The 24,815-nt window shown below is 41.2% G+C and carries 26 protein-coding genes; all 26 read right to left on the minus strand.

What is annotated here, in order from left to right; all coding sequences use genetic code 11:
• Positions 1–527: 527 nt before the first annotated feature.
• Positions 528–1,439, minus strand: coding sequence for a stage II sporulation protein SpoIIQ (gene spoIIQ / locus E0E32_RS06040; RefSeq protein WP_066188068.1), 912 nt, complete (start codon positions 1,437–1,439; stop codon positions 528–530).
• 57 nt (positions 1,440–1,496) lie between these two features.
• On the minus strand, positions 1,497–2,555 hold the full coding sequence (gene spoIID / locus E0E32_RS06045) for a stage II sporulation protein D (protein WP_066188072.1): 1,059 nt from the start codon (positions 2,553–2,555) through the stop codon (positions 1,497–1,499).
• A gap of 257 nt (positions 2,556–2,812) precedes the next feature.
• A complete protein-coding gene (gene murA, locus E0E32_RS06050; protein ID WP_066188073.1) occupies positions 2,813–4,117 on the minus strand; it encodes a UDP-N-acetylglucosamine 1-carboxyvinyltransferase in 1,305 nt (434 codons plus the stop codon).
• A gap of 34 nt (positions 4,118–4,151) precedes the next feature.
• Positions 4,152–4,850, minus strand: a complete 699-nt coding sequence (locus E0E32_RS06055; RefSeq protein ID WP_130859281.1) for a YwmB family TATA-box binding protein — start codon at positions 4,848–4,850, stop codon at positions 4,152–4,154.
• Between the two features lie 141 nt (positions 4,851–4,991).
• Positions 4,992–5,228, minus strand: coding sequence for a DUF1146 family protein (locus E0E32_RS06060; RefSeq protein ID WP_066188076.1), 237 nt, complete (start codon positions 5,226–5,228; stop codon positions 4,992–4,994).
• A 1,012-nt stretch (positions 5,229–6,240) separates the two neighbouring features.
• The gene (locus tag E0E32_RS06065) at positions 6,241–6,639 is read right to left on the minus strand and encodes a F0F1 ATP synthase subunit epsilon (protein ID WP_066188078.1); all 399 of its coding nucleotides are present in this window, start codon (positions 6,637–6,639) and stop codon (positions 6,241–6,243) included.
• A gap of 154 nt (positions 6,640–6,793) precedes the next feature.
• Complete coding sequence (gene atpD / locus E0E32_RS06070; RefSeq protein WP_066188080.1) at positions 6,794–8,197, minus strand: F0F1 ATP synthase subunit beta; 1,404 nt, start codon at positions 8,195–8,197, stop codon at positions 6,794–6,796.
• A gap of 39 nt (positions 8,198–8,236) precedes the next feature.
• Complete coding sequence (gene atpG, locus E0E32_RS06075; protein ID WP_130859282.1) at positions 8,237–9,097, minus strand: ATP synthase F1 subunit gamma; 861 nt, start codon at positions 9,095–9,097, stop codon at positions 8,237–8,239.
• A 45-nt stretch (positions 9,098–9,142) separates the two neighbouring features.
• On the minus strand, positions 9,143–10,651 hold the full coding sequence (gene atpA / locus E0E32_RS06080; RefSeq protein WP_066188085.1) for a F0F1 ATP synthase subunit alpha: 1,509 nt from the start codon (positions 10,649–10,651) through the stop codon (positions 9,143–9,145).
• Positions 10,652–10,672: 21 nt separating this feature from the next.
• Positions 10,673–11,215 carry a F0F1 ATP synthase subunit delta gene (locus tag E0E32_RS06085; protein WP_066188087.1) on the minus strand — a complete coding sequence of 181 codons (543 nt, stop codon included), beginning with the start codon at positions 11,213–11,215 and terminating at the stop codon, positions 10,673–10,675.
• A complete protein-coding gene (gene atpF / locus E0E32_RS06090; RefSeq protein ID WP_066188089.1) occupies positions 11,212–11,739 on the minus strand; it encodes a F0F1 ATP synthase subunit B in 528 nt (175 codons plus the stop codon). Before atpF ends, E0E32_RS06085 begins: the two co-directional genes overlap by 4 nt.
• Positions 11,740–11,880: 141 nt before the next feature.
• Positions 11,881–12,087 (minus strand): F0F1 ATP synthase subunit C, encoded by a 207-nt coding sequence (gene atpE / locus E0E32_RS06095; protein WP_066188092.1) that lies wholly within the window; start codon positions 12,085–12,087, stop codon positions 11,881–11,883.
• 48 nt (positions 12,088–12,135) lie between these two features.
• Positions 12,136–12,861, minus strand: a complete 726-nt coding sequence (gene atpB, locus E0E32_RS06100; RefSeq protein WP_130859501.1) for a F0F1 ATP synthase subunit A — start codon at positions 12,859–12,861, stop codon at positions 12,136–12,138.
• 10 nt (positions 12,862–12,871) lie between these two features.
• Positions 12,872–13,252: an ATP synthase subunit I gene (locus E0E32_RS06105; protein ID WP_066189005.1), complete on the minus strand. Its 381-nt coding sequence runs from the start codon at positions 13,250–13,252 to the stop codon at positions 12,872–12,874.
• A gap of 3 nt (positions 13,253–13,255) precedes the next feature.
• Positions 13,256–13,477: an AtpZ/AtpI family protein gene (locus E0E32_RS06110; protein WP_066188094.1), complete on the minus strand. Its 222-nt coding sequence runs from the start codon at positions 13,475–13,477 to the stop codon at positions 13,256–13,258.
• A gap of 346 nt (positions 13,478–13,823) precedes the next feature.
• Positions 13,824–15,890, minus strand: a complete 2,067-nt coding sequence (locus E0E32_RS06115) for a S8 family serine peptidase (RefSeq protein WP_286171753.1) — start codon at positions 15,888–15,890, stop codon at positions 13,824–13,826.
• Between the two features lie 414 nt (positions 15,891–16,304).
• Positions 16,305–16,934 (minus strand): uracil phosphoribosyltransferase, encoded by a 630-nt coding sequence (gene upp / locus E0E32_RS06120; RefSeq protein WP_066188098.1) that lies wholly within the window; start codon positions 16,932–16,934, stop codon positions 16,305–16,307.
• Between the two features lie 154 nt (positions 16,935–17,088).
• Complete coding sequence (gene glyA, locus E0E32_RS06125) at positions 17,089–18,324, minus strand: serine hydroxymethyltransferase (protein ID WP_130859283.1); 1,236 nt, start codon at positions 18,322–18,324, stop codon at positions 17,089–17,091.
• A gap of 171 nt (positions 18,325–18,495) precedes the next feature.
• Positions 18,496–19,047 carry a TIGR01440 family protein gene (locus E0E32_RS06130; protein ID WP_130859284.1) on the minus strand — a complete coding sequence of 184 codons (552 nt, stop codon included), beginning with the start codon at positions 19,045–19,047 and terminating at the stop codon, positions 18,496–18,498.
• 76 nt (positions 19,048–19,123) lie between these two features.
• Complete coding sequence (gene rpiB / locus E0E32_RS06135) at positions 19,124–19,564, minus strand: ribose 5-phosphate isomerase B (RefSeq protein ID WP_130859285.1); 441 nt, start codon at positions 19,562–19,564, stop codon at positions 19,124–19,126.
• Between the two features lie 154 nt (positions 19,565–19,718).
• Complete coding sequence (locus E0E32_RS06140) at positions 19,719–21,020, minus strand: methyl-accepting chemotaxis protein (RefSeq protein WP_130859286.1); 1,302 nt, start codon at positions 21,018–21,020, stop codon at positions 19,719–19,721.
• Positions 21,021–21,046: 26 nt separating this feature from the next.
• Positions 21,047–21,607 (minus strand): low molecular weight protein arginine phosphatase, encoded by a 561-nt coding sequence (locus E0E32_RS06145; protein WP_130859287.1) that lies wholly within the window; start codon positions 21,605–21,607, stop codon positions 21,047–21,049.
• An 82-nt stretch (positions 21,608–21,689) separates the two neighbouring features.
• Positions 21,690–22,277, minus strand: a complete 588-nt coding sequence (locus E0E32_RS06150) for a manganese efflux pump MntP (RefSeq protein WP_066188110.1) — start codon at positions 22,275–22,277, stop codon at positions 21,690–21,692.
• A 20-nt stretch (positions 22,278–22,297) separates the two neighbouring features.
• A complete protein-coding gene (locus E0E32_RS06155) occupies positions 22,298–23,311 on the minus strand; it encodes an L-threonylcarbamoyladenylate synthase (RefSeq protein ID WP_130859503.1) in 1,014 nt (337 codons plus the stop codon).
• 300 nt (positions 23,312–23,611) lie between these two features.
• Positions 23,612–24,040 (minus strand): hypothetical protein, encoded by a 429-nt coding sequence (locus E0E32_RS06160; RefSeq protein WP_066188112.1) that lies wholly within the window; start codon positions 24,038–24,040, stop codon positions 23,612–23,614.
• Positions 24,041–24,103: 63 nt separating this feature from the next.
• Positions 24,104–24,682: a stage II sporulation protein R gene (spoIIR, locus tag E0E32_RS06165; RefSeq protein WP_066188114.1), complete on the minus strand. Its 579-nt coding sequence runs from the start codon at positions 24,680–24,682 to the stop codon at positions 24,104–24,106.
• Positions 24,683–24,815: the final 133 nt, after the last annotated feature.

Below are 24,815 nucleotides of genomic sequence, written 5' to 3' on the forward strand. Positions count from 1 at the left end.
TGGTTTAAAAGCGTACGTGCGGCTTTCACTGATTCGACGATTCTTTCTTTTTGCCAAACCTTTTAACTTGCACTTGTCATTACTTTCTTCTCATTGAAAAATATGATCCCTCCTTTTGTGGTAAACTATGATCTCTTATAAAAGATCTACTGAAATATGCTTTTACTAAGGTTTTTTTCACCTTTGATGTATATTTCTGTGAATTTTAGCATACTATTATTATTTCATATTCAGTCAAATATGCAACCAAAATCGTTCGTCAAATAACTAGACAAATCGACATTTTAGCAGTTGTATACTTTGTAGTATGGGAAGTGCACTGATTATGAGCGAATTTGATTGTTTAAATGGAAACATGATAGAAATATTTAGTGATCCACAAGCAAACTACCATAACATTATTATAGTGGCATAACCCAAGCTAGATAACGCACATTAAGATGACCTTTTATTTTTCTAGTGAAACTGGTACTCTTTTGTTCTTACAAAAATAGGGCTGGTTCCATTTGGAATCAGCCCCGTTTTTATTATACTCGTTCTTCCGAGCGAAACGAAAGTTCTTGACTTGCTTCTTCATCCGTTTCTTCTTCTGTTGGTTCTTGGTTTGGCAGTTCTTCTTCTAGCTCACTATCCTCTGCCGGATTATCTGCATTCTCATTCTCGTCTGGTGCACTCTCTTCTTGTCCAGACTCTTCCTGATCCACTTCTTCTTGATTTACTTCACCTTGCTCTTCCTCTTCTTTTTCAGGTGCCGTAATCTTTTGAATCGGCTGATTGATAAATTCTTCTGGATTTACCGGTGTGCCATCTTTTCTTACTTCAAAATGGACATGTACGCCGTTATCTTGTCCCAGCGTATTTTGACCAGCTGTTCCTAAAGAATCACCTTGCTTCAATTCACTGCCTTCTTCTACTACAACATCGTCAAGACTTGCATAATAAGTGGAGATTCCTTCCTCATGCTCCATCTTCACCACATTACCCAACAGTGGATCGTGTTTAATTTCTGTCACTGTGCCTGAAAGAGAGGCCATCACATCAAAAGCCTCATGGTCAGACGTAGAGATCGCAATACCGTCACTTTGATAATATTTATTTTCGTGTAAAATCAGTGCGTCTTGCTGATCCTCTACATCTGCGCCATAATCATAAAATTTGGTCACAATTTCAGTTTGCAGATTTTCTGCGACAGGCATTTGCAATACTTCTTGCTGCTGCATAACAGGTGCTGACTCATCATCTGTCTGATCATGTCTTGAATCACCAACATTCTCTCTTGCATTATCTGCTATGTCTGGTGTATCCGTAATGACCTGCTGATACCATAATACCCCTGTCAGAACAAATGCCGCTGCCACCAGATATACCGCAGGAAAAAACCATTTTTTCTGGAATAGACGTTTCCACTTATTTTTTGGAACGCTTTTGTTTTCCTTCATTTTACATCACCTCAGCAACCATTGTGATCAAATGAAGGAATAAATATACATGTTTTTTTATTTTTTTACTAAAAGAGTTGGCGTAGCCTGTTCTAAAGTGTTTAATTCTGTCCCTTTGTAATAATAAGCAATAATGTCATCGTATGTCTTTCCCTCTTGTGCCATACCGTTTGCACCGTACTGACTCATTCCCACTCCATGCCCAAAACCTTTTGTTGTAAAGACATAGTGATCATTTTTCTTACTAATCGTGAAATCATTAGATGATAACCCTAATTGTTCGCGTATATCCCTACCACTAAATGTCTGACCGCCTATTTCTACTTGATCTACCCGTTGACTATCTGTCCTGGTTAGCTGAAATTGATCTGACTGATTGGACAGACTGACCTGTAGCTTATTCTCTAGTTCTGCCGAAGTAAATACCTGTTGATCAAGGAACTTAGGAGATATATCCTCATCCCAGGGACTTTCAACGGCACGCAAATAAGGTAATTCATTCTCCCAATAATCCTCTGAATTCTCTGTATAACCATTACTGGTAGAGAAAAAGGCTGGTGTAATCGGTTGGTCCTCATACGTAATAACTGTGCCCTGGGTAGCAGCTACCGCTTGTTCAATCTTGTCAATTTTCCAATGATAGTCGCTGCCCCATATCTGTCTTAGTTCATCCGTGTTTTTATACACTTGATGATCAACCGTATCTGTTACATCGGCACTGTCTGGTAAATCCTCTGATTGTTCGTATGTCAGAAAGCGTACGATATAAGTTCTCGCGGCTAAAGCTTGTGCCTTTAACGCCTCTAATTCAAAATCTGCAGGCATTTCCGAGGCCACTACATGTACGACATAGTCTTCTAGTGGGATTTCTTCCACTGTATCCTCTTCGGTACGGAGAACACGGACATCAAAAGGTGATACCAGCTTTTGGTTTGCCTGCTTTTCTTCTTGGACGACTGGCTCCGCTTCCTTGGACACCTCTGACTCCTCACCACCAGCAAAAGGTAAGACAATCACGGTAGGAATGACAAACATAAAGGTAAATAAGATAGAAATAAAGATTAGACTAGGTGTTTTCCAGTTTTTCTGCTTGCTTTTGTTCGGCCGTCGCAGCATGAATAACCTCCTCTGTTCGTTTCTACTCTATCTTATTCTGTAAGCTAAGAGATTAGAACTGATCAGTGAACTTATTACATTGCCCAATCTTCTGATATTTTCCATATAAAATGGACCCCATGCCGAAGCTACGCCTCTGCTTAACAGGGCGTAGCTACGCTGTATAACGTTATTAGATTCCTCTGCAAGCAGAAAAAGGATAACTTTTCACAAACCTTTCTTACTGCCAGTTCATAAGTTATCCTTTTTGCCTGTTACTATACTTCTGCTTGTTCCTGCATCGTGTTAATTGGCGTAGATTCCACTTCCACACGTTCAATATCGGCACCAAGCTGCGCAAATTTATCAGTAATATTTACATAACCTCTATCAATGTGATAAAGCGAGGTTACCCGGGTATATCCATCGGATACCAATCCTGCTAATATTAAGGAAGCACCAGCACGCAGATCTGTCGCAGCAACTTCTGCTCCCTGTAATGAAACAGGCCCTTCCACTATCACACTACGGCCTTCAATCTTCAATTTGGCATTCATACGGCGAAATTCTTCCACATGCATAAAGCGATTTTCAAAAACCGTTTCCGTAATGACACTTGTGCCGTTAGCAGCAAGCATTAACGCCATCATCTGTGATTGCATATCAGTTGGAAAACCTGGATGTGGAAGTGTTTTAATATCGGTGGCCTTTAAATAATCAGGTCCAATTACACGAATACCACCTGTCAATTCCTCGTATACCTCAACACCCATTTCCTCCATCTTTGCAACCAAGGCACGTAAATGCTCTATCTCGGCATTCTCTACCAACACATTTCCACCGGTGATAGCTGCAGCCACCATAAAGGTTCCCGCCTCAATACGATCCGGGATTATCGCATGTTCGGCGCCAACTAATTTATCTACTCCTTGGATCTTAATGGTTTCTGTGCCTGCACCTACCACATTAGCGCCCATCTTATTTAAATAGTTTGCTAGATCTACTATCTCTGGTTCTTTTGCTGCGTTTTCAATCGTTGTTTTTCCCTCTGCCAGTACCGCTGCACTCATAATATTCTCTGTTGCACCTACACTTGGCATATCTAAATAAATCTTCGCCCCTTGCAGTCTTCCCTGTACCGAAACCTCGACAAAGCCATTTCCGACATTGACATTGGCCCCCATTGCTTCAAACCCTTTTAAATGCAAATCAATAGGTCTTGATCCAATGGCACATCCTCCAGGTAAAGCTACCTTCGCATGGCTGTATCGGGCTAATAATGGACCAAGCACTAATACAGAAGCGCGCATCTTTCGTACATACTCAAAAGGAGCTTCTGTTAATACTTCTTTTGTTGCATTAATGGTTACGGTATTTTTATCATATACTACATCTACATTCATATGTCGTAATACTTGGTTTATCGTGTTTACATCTGCCAATGCAGGTACTTCATGAATCACACTTTTGCCTTCACTTGCTAGTATACTTGCAGCGATAACAGGTAGTACAGCGTTCTTTGCACCTTCAACCCTAACTGTACCCTCCATTTTTCTTCCGCCACGAACGATGATATTTTCCAAAGTTCATTCTCCTCTGTGTCCATATTCATTATTATTAGTATTCAGTAATAAGGATAGGTGTGCCAATTGTGATATTGGTTTTATCGCCTATCCTTTCGCTCACAGCAATATGTACATTGATATCGTCATCCTGCTGTTTTAATTTATTCGTCCATTGTTTCGTATAACCTGTCCATGTATAAAATTCGGGTTCATTTATTTCGTCAATAATTGTTATATCTAATTGTTTTTTTACAAATTTTATAAAAGAAACAATATCTATAATATCATCTTTCCATGCCTCTAGACAAGAGAAATATTGAGCATTTTGTGAAAATAATTCATTAGTAACCTTTTTTACTTTCAAATGGTAGGTATCAAGTACTTTCATCTGGTCTAAAGGTGACGAGATCGTATAAATGATTTGGTATGTTGAATCCTTTGCTGTTGGTACTAATAATAATGTTTCTTGTGTTGGCATCTTATTTTTATCAGCTGATTCAAATCGGATGTTTTTTTCATTTTCCACTATATTCATGTGATACCCTTTCATGCTTTCTATAAAACGGTCCATTTCCGAAATTTTTCTTGTTTCTTTGATCGTGGTTTGCAAGTTTGCTAGATTCAGGTCATATGTCTGGAAGGTGGCCAGCATATCCCCTATTTCCTCTTCGTTCGCGGCGGCTTTGTCCCCTGGCGCATATATAAAATTCCAAGCAAGCATCATACTACATAAAAAAAATAAATACCTCATTCCCCATTCACCCTTTCTTTTTTAAAAGTGTTGGCAGGAAATAAGATATTTATACGTGTGATAATCGAATTCGTTTTCTCAAAAAGGAAGCCTTCTTCATAACTTCTTTGTTACTTTATTACATGGTCTTACTATGCATTTTTATTCAAAAAGATAGATAAGCTGCTGAGACCATTGCAGAAAATCGAGAAAGAAGTTACTAACGGTAGTGCCTATCACAATAGTAATTAAAATGATCAAGATACGTGCCTCAAATACTCTTTCTTTGCGAAAAAAATCATCAAAATTGACGGATTGAATCACCCGCCAAGTAATAACAATAAAAATAATGTGCGATATAATCGATATTAGCCCTTCTTGGGCAACGGTTTGCATCATTTGAAATCCCTCATTCATTCACTTTTGGTTTTAGTTTAACATATTTGTGTCTTCGTGTCTTGATTCGTTTCTTCTTTATTTCCCGGGAAATTTCGACTTGATATGTTGTCAATTTTTCAATCATTAACAAGAAAAACCGTGCAAATGTCGCCCGTTCCTTTACCGACCACTTAAAGAAGTCACTGAACTGCCGATAAGATAGACTATGTAAAGTATCCCACTTTCCTTAGTGGTGAGTTTGATCATTTTATTTGTGCTAAGCAAACGCTGCGGGAATATGCTGCGCTTTTACCCACAGGGCATAAGTCAACAGGCGATTCGAGCAAAGAACGCTCTCATCGTGTTTCCTATACCGTGGGGCCGGCTTCAGCTAACTTGCAAAAGAAGAGCACTTTTACAAGTGGATCTTCAGCTCGTCCTGGTCCCACAGGAGTCTCCGCATATTCCCTCCGCTAGATATACGTACAACAATGGTTGTTACTGCAAGGATGAAGCAGCTTAGGTACCAAGCCAGTGTTGTAGTAAAAGGAGAAAATCGTCAACTGATTTTTCGGATATGCCATGGATCATGCTACAAAATGGTTCTTTCATTTATAAAAACCATAATGTATGATCGAATCATGCTCTGAACAAGTTTATCTAGCATGATAATGGTGCCTAGAATCCTACATTTTAGCAGTCATTCGATTGTAGTCCTACTACCTAGCGGAGGAAATAGGTGGAGACTCCTGCGAGAAAGGTGGAAAGCGGAACCTATTTCCGAAGCGTTTCCTAGCACAGACAAACAATCAACTTTACTACATGGAATAGATGGACTTGTTACTTTACATAACCCGTCTTATCGGCACATTGACTGGAAGTGATGCTAATTTTCTGGAATCGTCTTCTACTCCCGTTCAAAATCGTTCAAACCCTATTGTTTTTTGAATAGAAAAGAGACTGTATCAATTTTTAATATTGAGACAGTCTCTAATGCTATTATATTAGAAAATCAGTATGCAAAAACGTTGTCTTACCTGTTTTCCACAACATCAATTCGATTTAAGGCACGCTTAAGTGCTAATTCTGCCCTTCTGAAATCTATTTCATCTTGTTTAGCTTGTAAACGACTTTCAGCTCGTTCCTTCGCAGCTCGTGCTCGTTTGACGTCAATATCGTCGGGACGTTCCGCTGATTGAGCTAAGATGGTCACTTTATCAGGACGAACCTCCAAGAAACCTCCACTAACTGCTACACGTTGAGGATTGTCACCCTTCAATCGCACACCACTAATAGATAATGGAGCAACGAGCGGAATGTGACCAGGTAGAATACCCAACTCACCATTTTCTGCTTTACAGCTAACCATTTCAAAAGCTTCTTCCAGAACAGGGCCATCTGGAGTAACAACACTTACCGTTATTGTTTTCAACAGAACCCCTCCTTAGACTGTTATAAACTGAATGTTAGTTGAACCATTCGGGCCGTTATTGGCTGTTGGATCCTCCACCCAAGCATCACACTTTTCCTTCATTCTTGTAGTGGGAGTCTTACAGCCATTACACTGAAATAAGACAGATTTTCTACTATGCAAATTGTTTTGCTTTTTCAATGACCTCTTCAATACGTCCAACTAATCGGAAGGCATCCTCTGGAAGATCATCATATTTACCATCGAGAATCTCACGGAAACCTTGTACTGTTTCCTGAACAGGGACATAAGAACCTTCCTGGCCAGTAAACTGCTCAGCCACGTGGAAATTCTGTGATAAAAAGAATTGGATACGACGTGCACGAGCTACTGTGAGCTTATCTTCGTCTGACAATTCATCCATCCCTAAGATGGCGATAATATCCTGTAATTCTTTATACTTTTGTAAAGTTTGCTGTACTTCTCGCGCTACGTTGTAGTGATCGTCTCCCACTACTTCCGGGTCTAATGCACGTGAAGTAGAAGCAAGTGGATCCACCGCAGGATAAATACCTTGTTCGGATAACTTACGATCAAGGTTGGTTGTTGCATCTAAGTGTGCAAAGGTAGTTGCTGGGGCCGGGTCCGTATAGTCATCGGCAGGAACGTATACCGCTTGGATAGAGGTAACAGAACCTTTATTCGTTGACGTAATACGTTCTTGTAACTGCCCCATTTCCGTTGCAAGTGTAGGCTGATAACCAACGGCTGACGGCATACGACCAAGTAAGGCAGATACCTCTGAACCTGCTTGGGTAAAACGATAAATGTTATCGATAAATAATAACACGTCCTGCCCTTGTTCATCACGGAAGTATTCCGCCATAGTCAGGCCTGTCAAGGCAACACGCATACGCGCTCCAGGTGGTTCGTTCATTTGTCCAAACACCATGGCTGTCTTTGATATAACACCGGAATCCTTCATTTCATAATAAAGGTCATTCCCTTCCCGTGTTCGTTCACCTACCCCTGCAAATACAGAGATACCACCATGCTCTTGGGCAACATTATTAATCAGTTCCTGAATAAGTACGGTTTTACCTACACCCGCACCACCAAACAAACCGATCTTACCACCTTTAATATAAGGTGCTAATAAGTCTACTACCTTAATCCCAGTTTCTAAGATTTCGGTATCTGTTGCTAATTCCTCAAATTTAGGTGTTGGACGATGAATCGGATCACGACGTATATCGTCACTCAATTTCTCATCCAGATCAATATTATCACCTAGCAGGTTGAAGACACGACCTAATGTTTCTTCTCCAACTGGTACAGAGATTGGCGCTCCCTGGTCAATTGCCTCTGCTCCACGTTTTACACCTTCCGTTGATTCCATAGCAATCGTGCGTACGGCGTCATCTCCAAGGTGAAGCGCTACTTCGACTGTAAGTTCATTTGCTTCACCGTTGACATCATATTGAATTTTCAACGCATTATAAATCTCCGGGAGGTTGCTGTCTGCGAATTTCACGTCAACAACCGGCCCCATGATTTGGATAACGTGTCCTGTAGCCATCGATTTCCCTCCTATCATAATCAATCCTTACCGTTTCTTCTATTCTAATGCTGCTACGCCACCAACAATTTCCGTAATTTCTTGTGTAACAGCCGCCTGTCTTGCACGGTTGTACTGCAGTGAAAGATCATCAATTAGATCATCTGCATTATCTGTTGCACTCTTCATAGCGGTCATACGTGAGGCATGCTCACTTGCCTTACTATCAAGCAATGCTCCAAAAATCAGGCTTTCTGCATATTGTGGCAATAATGTATTCAAAATTTCCTGTTGGTTTGGTTCATATTCATAAGCACTTTGTACACCTTTCGCCTCTTCTGCCAACTCAGTAAGTGGTAAAAGCTGTTTATTGGTTACCTTTTGCGAAATCGCACTAACAAAGTGGTTATAAAAAATTACCAATTCATCAATCTCTTCCTCTACAAAAAGCTGTACCGTTTCTGATGTTAGATCTTGAATATCTGCAAAGCTTGGTTGATCAGAAAGACCTGTTATCTCTTTTAGAATCGGCATCTGACGTTTTTTGAAGAAGTCACGACCAATACGGCCTACTGCAATAATGGCGTATTCATCTGTTGATTGATGTTTCTCTTGAATCGTACGATATACTTCACGAAGAACTCCACTGTTGAAAGCTCCAGCCAGACCACGATCGGAAGTGATCACAAAATATGCTGTTTTTTTCACTTCGCGGCTTCGTAACATCGGGTGTTCTGCTTCTCCGCTCCCAGCGATACTGTTAACGACTTCCTTAATTTTATTGCTGTATGGATCAAATGCCTTTGCGAACTCTTCCGCTCTGGACAATTTAGAGGCAGATACCATATGCATAGCCTTGGTGATTTGCTTCGTTTTTTGTGTGGAGGTAATCCGAGTTTTAATATCTCTTAACGATGCCACTTCGTTTCACCACCCTTTCCTTCAAGGTTGACGCTTGGAATCCCATTATTCTGACGCTACGAATGTTTGTTTGAAGCTTTCAATGGCTCCATTCATCTCATCGGCATCTGGTAATGCACCTGTATCTCTAATACTTGCTAACAATTCAGGCTTGTTATTATCTAACCAAGTCATAAATTCTTCTTCAAATCGTGTAATATCCACAACAGGAATCTCATCCAGAAAGCCTTTCGTTAAGGCATAGATAATCATAACCTGCTTTTCAACTACTAATGGTTTGTGAAGTCCTTGCTTCAAGACTTCAACGGTTCGTTCACCACGATTCAGTTTGGCCTGGGTTGCCTTATCCAAATCGGAACCGAACTGAGCAAATGCCTCTAGTTCACGGAAAGATGCTAAGTCGAGTCGAAGTGTACCAGCAACTTTTTTCATCGCCTTGACTTGGGCAGAACCACCAACACGTGATACGGATAAACCAGGATTTATCGCTGGTCGTACACCCGAGAAGAACAAGTCTGACTGTAAAAAGATTTGTCCGTCGGTAATCGAGATCACGTTGGTTGGAATATACGCTGAAATGTCCCCTGCTTGTGTCTCAACGAATGGCAGTGCTGTTAAAGAACCTCCGCCTTTCGCATCACTAAGCTTTGCTGCACGTTCTAATAAACGAGAGTGTAAATAGAACACATCACCAGGGAATGCCTCACGACCTGGCGGGCGACGTAGTAACAAAGAAAGTTCACGATATGCGTTAGCCTGTTTAGTTAAGTCATCATACACAACCAAGACATGCTTACCGTTATACATGAATTCTTCGCCCATGGAAACTCCAGCATATGGCGCTAGATATTGAAGTGGTGCAGGATCACTGGCACCTGCAGAAACGACAATGGTATAATCTAACGCCCCATACCTGCGCAGTACTTCAACCGTACTGCGGACGGTGGAATCCTTTTGTCCAATCGCCACATAAATACAAATCATATCTTCATTTTTTTGGTTCAAAATGGTATCAATTGCTACCGTTGTTTTACCTGTTTGACGGTCACCAATGATTAACTCACGCTGACCACGACCAATTGGCACCAAGGCATCGATTGCCTTAATCCCTGTTTGTAGTGGCTCATCCACCGATTTACGATCCATAACACCAGGTGCAGGTGACTCCAATGGACGTGATGCTGCCGTCTCCACTGGCCCCTTACCATCTACTGGCTGCCCTAATGGATTAACGACACGACCAATAAGTTCCTCACCAACTGGCACTTCCATAATACGACCCGTACGACGAACTTCGTCACCTTCACGGATCTCTGTATAAGGTCCAAGGATTACAATCCCGACATTAGATTCTTCTAAGTTCTGTGCCATACCCATGACACCATTTGAAAATTCGACAAGCTCACCAGACATGACGTTATCCAAACCATGTGCACGTGCAATACCGTCACCGATTTCGATAACCGTACCCACATCACTTACTTCAATATCTGATTCATAGCTCTCGATCTGCTGCTTAATCAGTGCACTGATTTCTTCAGCTTTAATGCTCATGCCATTTCACCCCTATCGTCCTTAATTTGCTACTGTTATTTGTCGCTCTAAGCGATCTAGTTTACCTTTAAGCGAACCGTCATATACCGTATTGCCGACTTTAATTCGAATACCGCCAATAACCGTTGGATCCACTTGGTTATTTATCTTTAACGATGTTACATTCCATTTTTTCGTAAATACACGTTCAATCTCTTGTTGTTCTACTTCTGTCAATGCTCTAACCGAGTATACAGTCGCCTCTTTGATACCCTTTGCTTCATTGGCAAACGTGATAAAGTGATCGACAATTTCAGGCACAATCTCCTCGTTATGGCGGTCAACAAGGATGAAAAGAGTATGTAATACATCCTTGGAAAAACCGGAGAACGCTTCTGAGAGAAGTTGTTTTTTCTTTTCACCAGCTACTTGAGGATGTTGTAGAAAGGCTAGGAACGTTGCATTTGCCTGAAATACTTCCTTCACTGTAGCTAATTCTTCTTCTAACATATCCGTTGTTGATTTCTCTTGAGCTATTTGAAAAAGAGCTTCTGCGTAACGTTTGGCTACATTTGCTTTACTCATCGCTCTTCTCCTATCTCTTTAATGTAGTCATGAATCAATTGTTCTTGATCTTCTTCGTTAATTTCTTTCTCAATTACCTTGGTAGCAATCTGAACAGATAAGGTCGCCACCTGTGCTTGAAGTGCTTCCACTGCTTTCTCTTTTTCACGCGCGATATCTTCTTCAGCTGATTTCTTAATACGAACAGCTGCCTGATTAGCCGCCTCTACAATCGAGCGCTCCTGATCAACGGCTGCTTTCTTCGCATCTTCAATAATTTTCTGTGCCTCTTGACGAGTTGATTTCAATTGCTCATTTGCTTCTAATACGGACTTTTCAGCCTCTCTGCGATTCTTTTCTGCCGTATCAATTTCATTGGCAATGTGGTTCTCTCGTTCTTCCATCTTGTTCATCAACGGGCCCCACGCAAACTTCTTCAATAGTGCAAGCAAAATTAAAAAGCTGATAATCGCAAAAGCCATATCTCCACCTTGCAATCCACCAATTGCTGCCTGTAAAACAAGGCCATCTGTTAAAAGTTGCACCGTGTTCACTCCTTCCTACCGTTAGTTATCTATTTCACCATTCATTTCATTCCACGTTAAGTATCCAATAACTGCTTACAAAGGAATGGCGAAGGTTGTCTTAGACGAACTTCGCCATTCTATTCTTCATTTAAATAATAATTACATTACCATAAAGGCAATAACTACGGCGAAAATTGGAATCGCCTCTACTAGCGCTACCCCGATAAACATTGTCGTTTGAAGTGGACCTCTTAATTCGGGTTGACGAGCAATCCCTTCTACTGTACGACTTACGATCATACCATTACCTAAACCAGCACCAAGTGCCGCCAAACCAATTGCTATTGCAGCTGCTAAAGCTCCCATTGTGTGTTTCCTCCTTTAAAATGTATAAGTAATAAAGATTAAATTATATTAATGGTCTGAACTCACTTTATGAGACATGTAAACCATTGTTAACATGGTGAAAATAAATGCCTGGATAGCCCCAATAAATAAACTGAAACCTTGCCATGCCATCATCGGTACAATAGAGACGACGGTGGTAAGTGGGACTGCTATCATCGCCATTTTCGTGATAAGTGATAATAAAATTTCACCAGCAAAGATATTACCGAAAAGACGCAGACCTAGCGTTAAGGTATTTGTAAATTCCTCAATAATTTTGAAAGGTAATAAAAATGGTACAGGGCGGATGTAATCTTTCAGGTATTCGCCAACCCCTCTTGTTTTTATCCCATAGTAATGCGTTAAAATAATGACCAACGCAGATAGCGATAATGTAAGTGTTGCATCCGAGGTAGGTGACTTCCACCACAACGTATGCCCCCATACTCCCATGGTAATAACACCTAGAATATTACTGATAAAAATGTACACAAGTAAGGTTAACCCTAATGGGAGAAAGACCTTCCCTGTCTTCCAATCCATTGTATCTCCAATAATCCCCTTAACAAAATCGACAATCCATTCCATGAAGTTCTGAAAACCAGTAGGCTTCATCTTGAGGTTTCTCGCTGCTAAGGTACAAATGATAAACACAATGATAGAAGAGATAAGCGTCATAAGTGATGTTGATAAGTCAAAATCCAGCCATGGTATACCAAATACATCATTCAACATCGGTGATTCGTGATCCAATTCCTTCACCTCACTTCCCTTTGCTAGTTCTATAAGTAGATATTGCAAAATCTATCATAATAACAACATAGGTTGTCATTAATCCCAAAATAACGGACATCAAATGGAATTGTTCTTCAAAGCGCATAGCAATAATGACGGCTAATGCGGCGGTGGCTAAACGGGTGAAAGTTCCGATTCCTGTTGCTCGATTTTCTTGAGCAACGGCCTGTCCAAAACGATCGATCTTCCGTTGCATTGTCCATAAGCTGTAAAAGCTTAATGCTGTTCCTAGAAGGAGTCCGAGGAATATTCTTGTATAAGGTGTAAAACCCCAGCCAAGAACAAATAATGCAAGAAGGTAGAACATCCATTTACGCTGACGGGTTATCATCTGTTTGTATTGATTCATCATTTATTCGTCTCCCGTTACGTCTCTTACGTAAAGAATCGTTCCATATAATCCGGCTCCTAACCCTAAAAGAAGTCCAATGATTAAAAAAAGTGGTGAGGTTGATAAGTGGTTGTCAAGATACTTCCCTGTGAAGAGTCCCAACAGCGGTACTCCAACAAGCTGTGACAAAATTGCAGAATAAATTGCAAAACCGTTGTAGATTTTCCCTTTAGGTGGTGACATCTACTCACCTCATTTAATCAAGCACAAGTTTAAAGGACGGTAGAGTGATACGTTACACCATGCTGTCATGCTAAAAAGTAACTATTTATGTATGTACGCAACAAACGCATAACTTATGCAAATATTTTATCACAAAGCTGAAACCCTTATCATCCATACTAGATTAGAATACAATAGAGACCCATTGTTGTCAATCGAATTTTAGGACAAAAACCCAAAATAAATGATTCTTTTGCTCTTTTTTTCGAAATATGCTAGATTAACTTCTCTTTTACAAGTTCATTCTTCTTCTTTGAATGAAATGTGACAATTGTTTCGTCCACCGAAATAATGGAACTGGGGAGAGTTACTCTCCCCAGCTTGCTTGATATTGATAGGTCTGTCCCGTTGTTGTTTCCACCGTGACATTTGCAATATAGGCATGTTCTAATAGCTCCGTCTGGTTGATTTCACCTTCCAACACTCCCTGTGGCGCGTCTTTCACTTCTGCCGCCGTTGTTACAAAGGCGAAAGTCACCGGATCATAAAGATCGATGGTTACTTTATTGGCTGCTTCCACTAAATACAGCTGATATTGATAGCTGTCCTCAAAAGGGATAATATCTAACTCTAATCCCATTGCCTGTGGGATATCGGCGTTATTACTGACATACATATAAGGTAGTGGCTGATCATTGAGAAATAAGTAACCTTGATTAATCGGCTCTGGCTTCCCAGTCTGTCTAATGGTCGCTTTTATGTTGATCTGCTTGCTCTCATTTGGTTCAAGGGTAAAACTTTTGGGTAATTGAAAGCGAATGGCCTGCTTTTGTTTCGGCAGATGAAAAGCATATTGCTGGGTTTGATTGGATACATTATAAACCGTAATTGTTTCCGTTGTTTGTTCACTCTGTTCTGTTTTTTTGCCAAAGGATAATAAAGAGTGGTCCAACAATGTAGCTGTTTCAATAGCGGCCCTTGGGTTTATCTTTCCTGCCCCTTGTTCCAATGGCAGATAATCAGGTAAGGGTTTTGCAGTGGTTAAAACGGCTGCTTTTAATTGAGCAGGTGTCCAATCCGGGTGTGCCTCTTTTATCAGGGCTAATACGCCGGCTACATGTGGAGAGGCCATGCTAGTTCCGCTCAAAGCTTGATACCCACCAGGCACGGTGCTAAGAATATTTGCCCCGGGGGCAACAATCTCCGGTTTAATCGCCCAGTTTACCGTTACTGGTCCTCTGGAACTAAAATCGGTAATCGTATCTGAAACTGAAGTCTGCTTTATCTGGAGATAACCTTGGTTCTTTTCCAGCCATTCTCCGTCCTCCTGTGAGATGGCGGCAACTGGAATGGAAACCTCCGCTTCAACCGCCCCTTGAAATAAGCCCGGTTCTTTATTGGCAATTAATAAAGCCGTCGCCCCTTGACGTTCTGCCTCCAACGCCAGTTTAGCAAAGGGAACATCACTTCTTTTGACTACTAAAATACGGTCATGATGCTTTAGCTGTTTTTGATTGGTAGTTACTTTAAGGTCCTTCTCTAATTCCCATTCTGCCGATCCTTGCATAGGAGCTAATTCGATTGTTTTATCTTGAAAACGGTCATACAAATAAGGCTGCTGAAGTTCTGGCGTGGAGGCACCTACCGAAATTACATGGTCCGCCGTTGCAGGTGAGCCTACCGTCCATAGTTCCGGACCTGTATTCCCATTCGCTATGACAACAGATACCCCTTGCTCCACTGCTCGGTTAACGGCTACACTGGTCGGCCAGTCAGGACCATTAATGGAGTTGCCAAGCGATAGGTTAATAATATCCATTTCGTCCTTGACGGCTTGTTCAATCGCAGCCATCACTTGAATCGAGGATCCAGTCCCCCCAGGGCCAAGCGCTCGGTAGGCATACAGCTCTGCATCTGGAGCAACCCCTTGCATCTCTCCATCCGCCGCAATAATCCCTGCCACATGACTGCCGTGATTTGTTGGAAGACCGTCCTCCACTTTTGTTTCCATCGGATCGTCGTCTAAATCGACAAGGTCATAGCCCCCTTGATAATTCTTTTGCAAATCTGGATGGCTATAATCAATTCCTGTGTCAATTACTCCAACCTTCACTCCTTTACCACTGTAAGGAAGATCATCCGGGATTAAAAATGGAATGCTCTCGTTTATATTGCTGGTAACCGTTTGTGTTTGATAGGTTTGAACAGGATAGCTCTTTTTTATAAAAGATCGCCGCTCCAACTTTTTTAGGTTGCGTTGATCGGTTTTAATCGCCACCCCATTAAATATCGTATCGTACACTGCGAGAATGTCTATCTGAGGGTAGTATGTTTCGATTTGTTCTGCAGCATCATGAGGGTCATTTTCTACTTCGATAATTAATGAATAATCTTCAGAGGCAGTGAACAGCATTAGTGATAGTAAAAACGACATAGTGAGCACTCCTTTTTCAAATAGGAGTAGTATGTGTTACTTCCTGGTTAGATATGTACACCATGCTTATTTTTCGTCTTATAGCTGTCTGAGTGGAAGATTTTGATGGTTGGGATTTGACGTTTTTTTGTCCGTTAGATTCATTCTTATGGACTGTGGAACGGGATTTAATCTCTTCAGTCCGCGAGATTTATTCTTACGGACAAAATTTCGCGTTTGGGCGGTTTTGTGTCTGTTAAATCTATTTTTCCATTATGGCTGAGTAATGCTATCTTTTTTATTTGCAGCCTGATTCGTTCCAGGTCCAGGTCATTCCATACCCTATTATACCAAGGATGGTATTCTTTTTTAAGCTATAAAAAAGGCAGCTTTGTCTCGCATAAACTGCCTTTTGCGACAAAACTGCCTCCTCATTTATTTCGTTCCAAATAATCGATCACCGGCATCGCCTAGACCTGGCACGATGTAGCCTTTTTCGTTTAGTTTTTCATCTAATGCACCTAAATATATATCGACATCTGGATGTTCTTTTTGCACCAACTCTACCCCTTCAGGAGCGGCAAGCAGGCACATCAATTTGATATTGACAGCACCACGTTTTTTCAAAGAGTGGATCGCGTCATTCGCTGAGCCGCCAGTAGCAAGCATTGGATCTACGACAATTAATTCACGTTCTTCGATATCACTTGGTAATTTCAAATAATATTCAACTGGTTTTAATGTTTCTGGATCTCGGTATAAGCCAACATGTCCGACTTTTGCTGCTGGAATTAATTTCAGAATGCCATCAACCATCCCTAAACCAGCTCTTAGAATAGGGATAACACCGATTTTTTTACCACTAATGACTTGTGATGTTGTTTCCTGGACGGGGGTTGGAATGGTTGTTTCTTCTAATGGAAGATCTCTGGTAATCTCAAATGCCATTAAGGTCGAAACCTCATCAACTAAGGCCCGGAACTCCTTGGTCCCCGTATTTTTGTTACGAATATACGTTAATTTATGCTGGATTAATGGATGATCTAGAACAAATAACTTACTCATGCGAAAAACTCCTTTACCCTATTAAATTTTGTCGATATTCAAACGAATCATCGTTCAAATTGTACAGAAAAAACACCAGTCATGCAAGCACCTTCCTAATAATCCATGTGCACAGACGAAAGCAGACTCATCCAAAAGACGAGTCTGCTATTATTTATTGATATAAGGGGAATTTTGCCGTTAGAGCACTTACTCGATCACGAGCTTCCGTTAACGTTGCTTCGTCGGAAGGGTTCTTTAGCGTTAAGGCGATAATTTTTGCTACTTCTCCCATTTCTGCTTCAGCAAAACCACGAGTAGTAACAGCAGCAGTACCAACACGCACACCAGATGTAACAAACGGGCTTTCTGGATCAAATGGAATCGTATTTTTGTTCGTAGTAATACCCACTTCGTCCAAGGCTGCCTCGGCTTTTTTTCCTGTTAGCTGTAAATCACGAACATCTAATAATAATAAATGATTATCTGTACCACCTGAAACAATGCGAATACCTTCTGCTTGCAGTACCTCCGCAAATTTCTTCGCATTTTTGATAATATTTTCACCGTACACTTTAAAATCCGGTGATAGAGCTTCTTTGAAAGACACAGCTTTCGCTGCGATCACATGCATTAATGGGCCGCCTTGCATTCCTGGAAAAACGGTTTTGTCAATTTTACGACCATACTCTTCTTTACACAAAATCAAACCACCGCGCGGGCCACGTAATGTTTTGTGTGTCGTTGTCGTTACAAAATGGGCATGCGGTACAGGGTCTGGATGTAAGCCTGCCGCAACTAGACCTGCAATATGTGCCATGTCTACCATTAAATAGGCATCCACAGCATCCGCAATTTCACGAAATTTCTTGAAGTCTATTTCACGTGAATAAGCACTTGCACCAGCAACGATCAATTTTGGTTTTACTTCTTTTGCCTTTGCTAGCACTTGGTCATAATCTATTCTCTCGGAATCCTTATCTACTCCATAATCGACAAAATGGAATAACTTACCGCTGAAATTAACTGGACTACCATGTGTCAAGTGACCGCCGTGATTCAAATTCATTCCAAGCACTGTATCACCTGGATCCAACACTGTGAAATAAACAGCCATATTTGCTTGTGCTCCAGAATGTGGCTGCACATTGACATATTCTGCACCAAAGATTTCTTTTGCTCGATCACGTGCCAAATCTTCCGCCACATCCACGTATTCACAACCGCCATAATAACGTCGACCTGGGTATCCTTCTGCGTATTTATTGGTTAATACAGAACCCTGCGCTTCCATTACTGCTTGAGAAACAAAGTTTTCTGAGGCAATTAACTCGATTTTATCATGCTGACGTTTACGTTCTAACTCTACCGATTGATAGATCTCCGGATCAAAATTTTTCAAGTGCTCCATGGATGATTTCCCCCTGTATTCATTATTGATAGTGTGTAAACCATTCGTTATTTCGTGCAACTTATTCTAAAATAACATGATTTTGAAGAAAATTCTAGCACTTTTTACGAATGTTAAAAAGAAAAGATGCACCTTTATTCGTAAATAAAGATCCATCTATTATAAAGCAGTTCATGGAGAGACCGGATAAACCGCCCTCGGTCCACCGATTAACTTCGGTCTTGTGCGAGCATGGGTTGTTCGTGCTTGACCGACATAACGTTGCGTTAAACGAAGCGGAACGGCTACCGGCTTTAAATGCATGCCAATCATTGTCTCACCAATATCTATTCCTGCATCTGCTTGTAAGGCCTCTACCACTACCGCTTCAGGCAAATGTTGATAAGCATAGGCAGCCATTGATCCACCAGCATGACGAACAGGTTGTACAGAAACTTGAGTGAGGTTCCGCTCCTGTGCTAGCTGCTTTGTAACTACGACGGCGCGATTCAAGTGCTCACAGCACTGAAAACATAGGTGAACGCCTGTTATATCCTGCAGATGTTTGAACGCATCATACAGCATTGCTGCCACTTCTTCACTGCCTGCTGTTCCAATATGCTCACCAACTACCTCACTGGTAGAACAGCCAATTACAAACAAATCACCTGCTGTTAGAAAATCGAGTGATATCCATTCATCTACCATCGTTCTTATTTCTGTTTGCCATTGTTCTAGTTGCATGAATAGTTCCTCTTCTCCTTTTCATACATGTATCGAAACGCTTTGTTTTTTTATCCTCTTGTCGGGCACTGCCACATTACTGATTTTCGTAACTTGTTACTTTGCCGACGCGATTAGCATGACGTCCACCTTGAAATTCAGTGGTTAACCATGTACGGGCAATTTCACGGGCAAGACCTGCCCCTACGACACGCTCTCCCATTGTCAATACATTGGAATTATTGTGCTCCCGTGTTGCTTTGGCACTGAATAGGTCATGTACAAGCGCTGCCCGAATCCCATTCACCTTATTAGCAGCAATCGACATACCAATACCCGTCCCACAAATTAAAATAGCCCGATCAAATTCCCCGCTCGCCACACGCTCGGCTGCAGGTATGCCATAATCCGGATAATCTACGGAGTCAGTACAATGACAACCAATATCCTCATATGGGATGGCTAACTCCTCTAATAAAGAGACAATTTCTTTTGCCAAATGAATGCCTCCATGATCTGATGCTAAAATGACCTTCATGTTATAATGCTCCTTTGCCTAATTAATATCCTTTATATAGGCTATCTTATCATATTTAGCAACAAAATACTTCTTTTTTAGAGGTTGTTTCAACATTTCAATACAAAACGTCCTTCTGTTTGAAAAGGCTAACAGAAACATAGGCAAAACGATATTAATTCAGTTTAAATTGACTAATTTTTCCTTGTAAATATTGTGCCTGACGATCCAGGGTGACTGCCAACTCCTCTAAATGTTCCGCAAAATCGGCCTGTTCCGTGATCGTTGCATGCATCTCCTCGGCACCAGCTGACGTTTCTTCAGCAATCGCCGCCACATTCTCAGACTTAGCTTGGGTCGCTTCGATTTCCTGTAATTGTGTATTCACTATTTGCGAAATGGCTTGAATCGAAGAAACTACCTCATTGATAGAAGTGGCCATTTGATCAATCACGATCGTTGTTTGTTCCCCTTTTTCCACCTCGGCATGTGTGCCATCCACATGCTGACGGATCGTATCGACTACTACATTGACATCCTGTTGCATCGTCTTAATCAAGGCAGAGATCGTTTGGACTGCCTCAGAACTCTGATCTGCCAATTTACGCACTTCCTCCGCCACCACGGCAAATCCTTTTCCTTCTTCTCCCGCTCTTGAGGCTTCAATGGAGGCATTCAATGCTAGTAAATTGGTTTGTTCACTAATATCACCAACCATCGAAATGACATTCTCTACTTCTTTCGCCTTTTGCGACAATTGATTGACATCTTGAAGAGCCGCTTCTTGATTGTCTGCCAACCCGCTAATCCCCGCCACCAACTTACTGATCACTGCTTTTGATTCTTGAAGCTGTGCTACCATTTCATTGGACTTGACCTGGGAGTCCTCTGCCTTCTGATCCACCTGTGTAGCCAATCTTGTGGAATTCTCTACGGCCTCTGCTGTTTGCTGAATGGCTTCTGAAGTTTCTTCCGCACCTGAAGAAATTTGCCCAACCGTATCTTCCAATGCCGTGGTTTGCTCCTTCGTTTTCATAGTTGCTTCTTTCATTTGTTGTACAGAAGCAGAGGTTGTTTGTGCATGCTGATTAATCTCTTCTAATACAGCTCGTAAATGATACACCATTTTCTGAAAGGCAATGGTCAAAGCACCAATTTCATCATCCGTTGTGCGCGGTGGGGAGATATCTTGATTCAGATCCCCTTCTGCTACTCTCGTTGCAATGTTTTTTAAGCGTTTTAGCGGTTTAGTGATGACACCAGCTGCCACAAAGGCCAGAATGCCAGACCAAATAATCCCTAATAATAATGTAACTAACACAAATACAAGTTCGGGAATATCAATATATGCTTGAATCCTCTCCTGAAGCACATAAATAAAAAATGCACTTGTGGAATATGTAATAATTGCTAATGTAGTAGTAAATAGGACCAACTTAATCCCCAAATTAATTCCTTTCTTTTGTTGTGTTGCCATTCCTTCCCCTCCTGAACCATGACTTTTTATCTACTTCTATTGTCTATCTTTTTAACCAATAATTCAAGATAATTATCGATTTCTTGATAAATTTTTTGATAAGTCATGATATTACCACCAAAAGGGTCAGCTATATCGGTATTTTGCACGATTTTCTCTAATTGATTAATTTTTTGTTGTTTTTCTTCTATCTGTTCATCATTTGATAACTTGGCCTCTTCTAATGCAGCATAGGCCTTCTTCAACTGTTCCCACACCTTTTGAAACTGCGGATCTGCATATTCTTTTAAGGTAAAGATTTTTTCCTCAAAGGGAAAGTATTGTTGTTTAAGAATGTCACGGTGACCTTGCGTCATAGCCAAGACCAAATCTGCCGATGCGATCATTTCTTCATTAACTGGTTGTGAAGAATGACGAAAATCGATCCCATGCTCGTCCAATACCATACGTGTTCCGTCTGAGGCAGGTTGTCCTTCCCCAGCAAAAATACCAGCAGATTGCACATCGTGTTCTGTCTTATCCTGTAGAATGGCTTGAGCCATCGGGCTTCGGCATGTATTTCCAGTACAAACAAATAATATCTTCATTCTTGCTGCCTCCATTTATTCATTCACTTCTTTATCTACTATATCGTGTACGTTTATGATACGCAACATCAGAAGGGTTGCCTTACCACCAGACTTGTAAACCAAAGAAAAAAAGAATAACGCCACCTGCCACCTCACTATAAGCCCCCAATAAGTGATGGGCCCTCCGACCGATCAATAAGGCAAGCCAAGTGAAGACCATACTAAACAATCCAAATAAGAGAAGCGCCAATAAGGTCACTACACCAGACAAGCCAAGGGACAGACCAATAGAAAAACTATCCAGGCTGACAGTAAAGGCAAAAATCAAGAGACCAAGCCCTGCTGGAGCGAGCATCGGTGTTTCTCGCTTTAAACATGTTTGCAGAATCATTTGCAAACCAATCGCACATAACAATAATCCCGCCGCTAAATGAGCAATACCTTCTATTTTATCAGATAGAATGGAACCTAAACTGAGACCCGCAAATGGCATCATCACATGAAACAAACCAACGATAAATCCAATATAGGCAATGCGCTTTAATCTAATCTCTTGCATGCCAATAGCTAGTCCTACGGAGAAGGCATCCATTGATAAGGCAAGCGCAATACAGCTAATCGACAACAATTCTCCCACATAAAAACCCCCTGTACAAAAATGGACAAACACGACTACTTCTTGTCCCATTTCTATGCAGGGGGAGTGGATTATATGTGTTGGATTCGATCGGTTGCTGCTTTGTCAAGCCTGTTCATAATGGCTGCTCCCATTCCTTGAGCAGGAAAACACTCAGATAAAATAACATCGACCGTTTTATGATTAAAATAGCGCAAACCTGTATAAAGGTTGGCTGCCACCTCTTTCAAATTATCCTGTTCTCCCATCGTGAAAGCTTCATCCGCTGTAAGTTTCGTCATCAACGGGGTCGTGGCCATGACCCCAACTTTCTTACCAGCTTGCTGAAAATGGATAATTTGTTGTTGAAAGAAAGCCGATTCTCCTTCTATTAAATATAAAGGGGCTTCTGGTTCATAATGATTATATTTCATACCAGGTGATTTCGGTTGAGCTTCTGCCGCTAATGACTTGGTCAACTTCACCTCACCAATAACCGCTTCGATTGCTTGTTTCGTAATGCCTCCTGGACGCAAAATGACAGGTACCTCTCCTGTCGCATCGACAACCGTTGACTCCAAGCCAACTCCTGTCGCCCCCCCATCCAGAATACAAGGGATCCTGCCACACAAATCTTGATAAACATGATCCGCAGTAGTAGGACTTGGTTTACCAGAAACATTAGCACTCGGCGCGGCTAGCGGTAAATTAGCAGTCTGTATTAAGGCCTGTGCTACCGGATGTTGCGGTACACGGATTGCCACAGTATCCAAACCGGCCGATACGGTTGGTGCTACCTTTCCATTACTTTTCAGGATAATGGTAAAAGGACCAGGCATAAATTGATCAATCAGTTGTTGTGCCATTACAGGTATCGTCTCCGTGTAGTACTTGATCTGTCCTGGTTCATGAACATGCACAATCAACGGGTTATCCGCTGGGCGTCCCTTCGCCTCAAAAATCTTGGCCACAGCTGCTTCACTTGTGGCATCTGCCCCTAGTCCATACACAGTCTCGGTAGGAAAGGCTACGACTTCCTGTTGTTGTATATAAGCTGCTGCTTCTGCTAGTGTGTCGCTAGCTGCAGTTAATCTTTCTGTTTTCATATTATCCCTCGATCTATTCATTGCACTATTTGTTACCCCCTGCTGCCGTTTAGCAGCAGGCATAACAGGTATTAAAATGTTTATCTATTAGGATGCATAGCAAGCCTTGACTAATGATCGTCTCGCTTTATTATGAACGGGCTCACACAAATGTGCAAGCAAGATAACTTATCCACAAACTTATGCACAAGTTACTTGTAACCTGTGCATAAATACCTTGCTTATCCACACTTTCACTAACGCTTTTTTGTTAATAGTTTGATACATTCTATTTATACACATATCCATGCACAGATAAGCCTAGCTTTGTGTATAACTGCTTGTTTTATCCACATTTTCCAGTGAAGTTATCCACCAATTTGCTTCTATAGATTGATCTAATGCCTGATTTGACGGTTTATAACCCAATTGTGTGAATAACTCATCAAGTATTTGACTGGTGCTGTGGGTAACTAAATGGGACGCTTGACGATTTGCTGCTAATTGTTCCGCAGACTGAATTAAACTGACTGGCAGCAAAATATGGGCTTGACGTTTGATCAGTAAGCTACGCAGCCAACAAACCTGATCCTCCATCTCTATCAATGTAAAAAAGGCGATGGGCAGATCGTGATCATAAAGAAAATAGCCATGTTCTTTATGCTGCACCTGTTCTACCCCTGGCATTGTCTCATCAAAAAAAGCCTGGAATTCCTGATCATCTAAATATTTGGTTGCTTTTAGCTCCATTTCAATTCACCTCTATCATTTTTCTATTAGTGTTAATCTATGTGAAAAATGATAGATATATGATTACTGAAACCATTTTAAAAAGAAAAAAGTATATTCCACTTCCTCTTCTGACGTTTCCGTTACTTCTGGTTCTTTCTCCTGACCCTCATCATCCTCTACCGTGGTACCGAAAGAAAAGTCTAAAAAGCACAAAGGTGGGAACACGACACACCACCAGTTGGATCCTTCTGCCTCACCGAGTGTAATAAGAATCGCTTCATACTCACCAGCCGGGTAAAGATAGTCGCCATAAAGTTTGACAGGAAAGGCAACATCCTCACGGTAATCTACCTGATAATCTTCATTGCCGACCGTTTCTGCCACTATCTGATCAATATCATCAATTCGTTCATTAATAAGTTCTCTCGCCTCTTCTATATTACGAATATCTGCTACCCACTTGGTTACTTCCTCGTTTACCGCATCGCGCACCTGATGTTTTAACGCCTGGTCCTCATCTGAATCACTGTTAGCTAGAATACGTAAACGAATCGCCTCATCTGGAATGACCTGTGGACCGCTTTGTTCACTTGCTACCTTTTGTGGAAAAAAACCAATGATTAAGCCAATAAGTACAGTAAATAAAATAAGTTTTCGCATGATTATCCCCCTGTGGATCGTTTGTTATCCCCATTGTGGACAATATCGAAAACTTTTAAACTTGCTATCTATTATTTTATGGAAGTTCCTCTCTGATTCTAGCTGCACATTCCATTGTAGTGCTATCGTTAGC

Origin of the sequence: Gracilibacillus phocaeensis (assembly GCF_900626275.1) — a bacterium.
Taxonomy (GTDB): domain Bacteria; phylum Bacillota; class Bacilli; order Bacillales; family Amphibacillaceae; genus Gracilibacillus; species Gracilibacillus timonensis.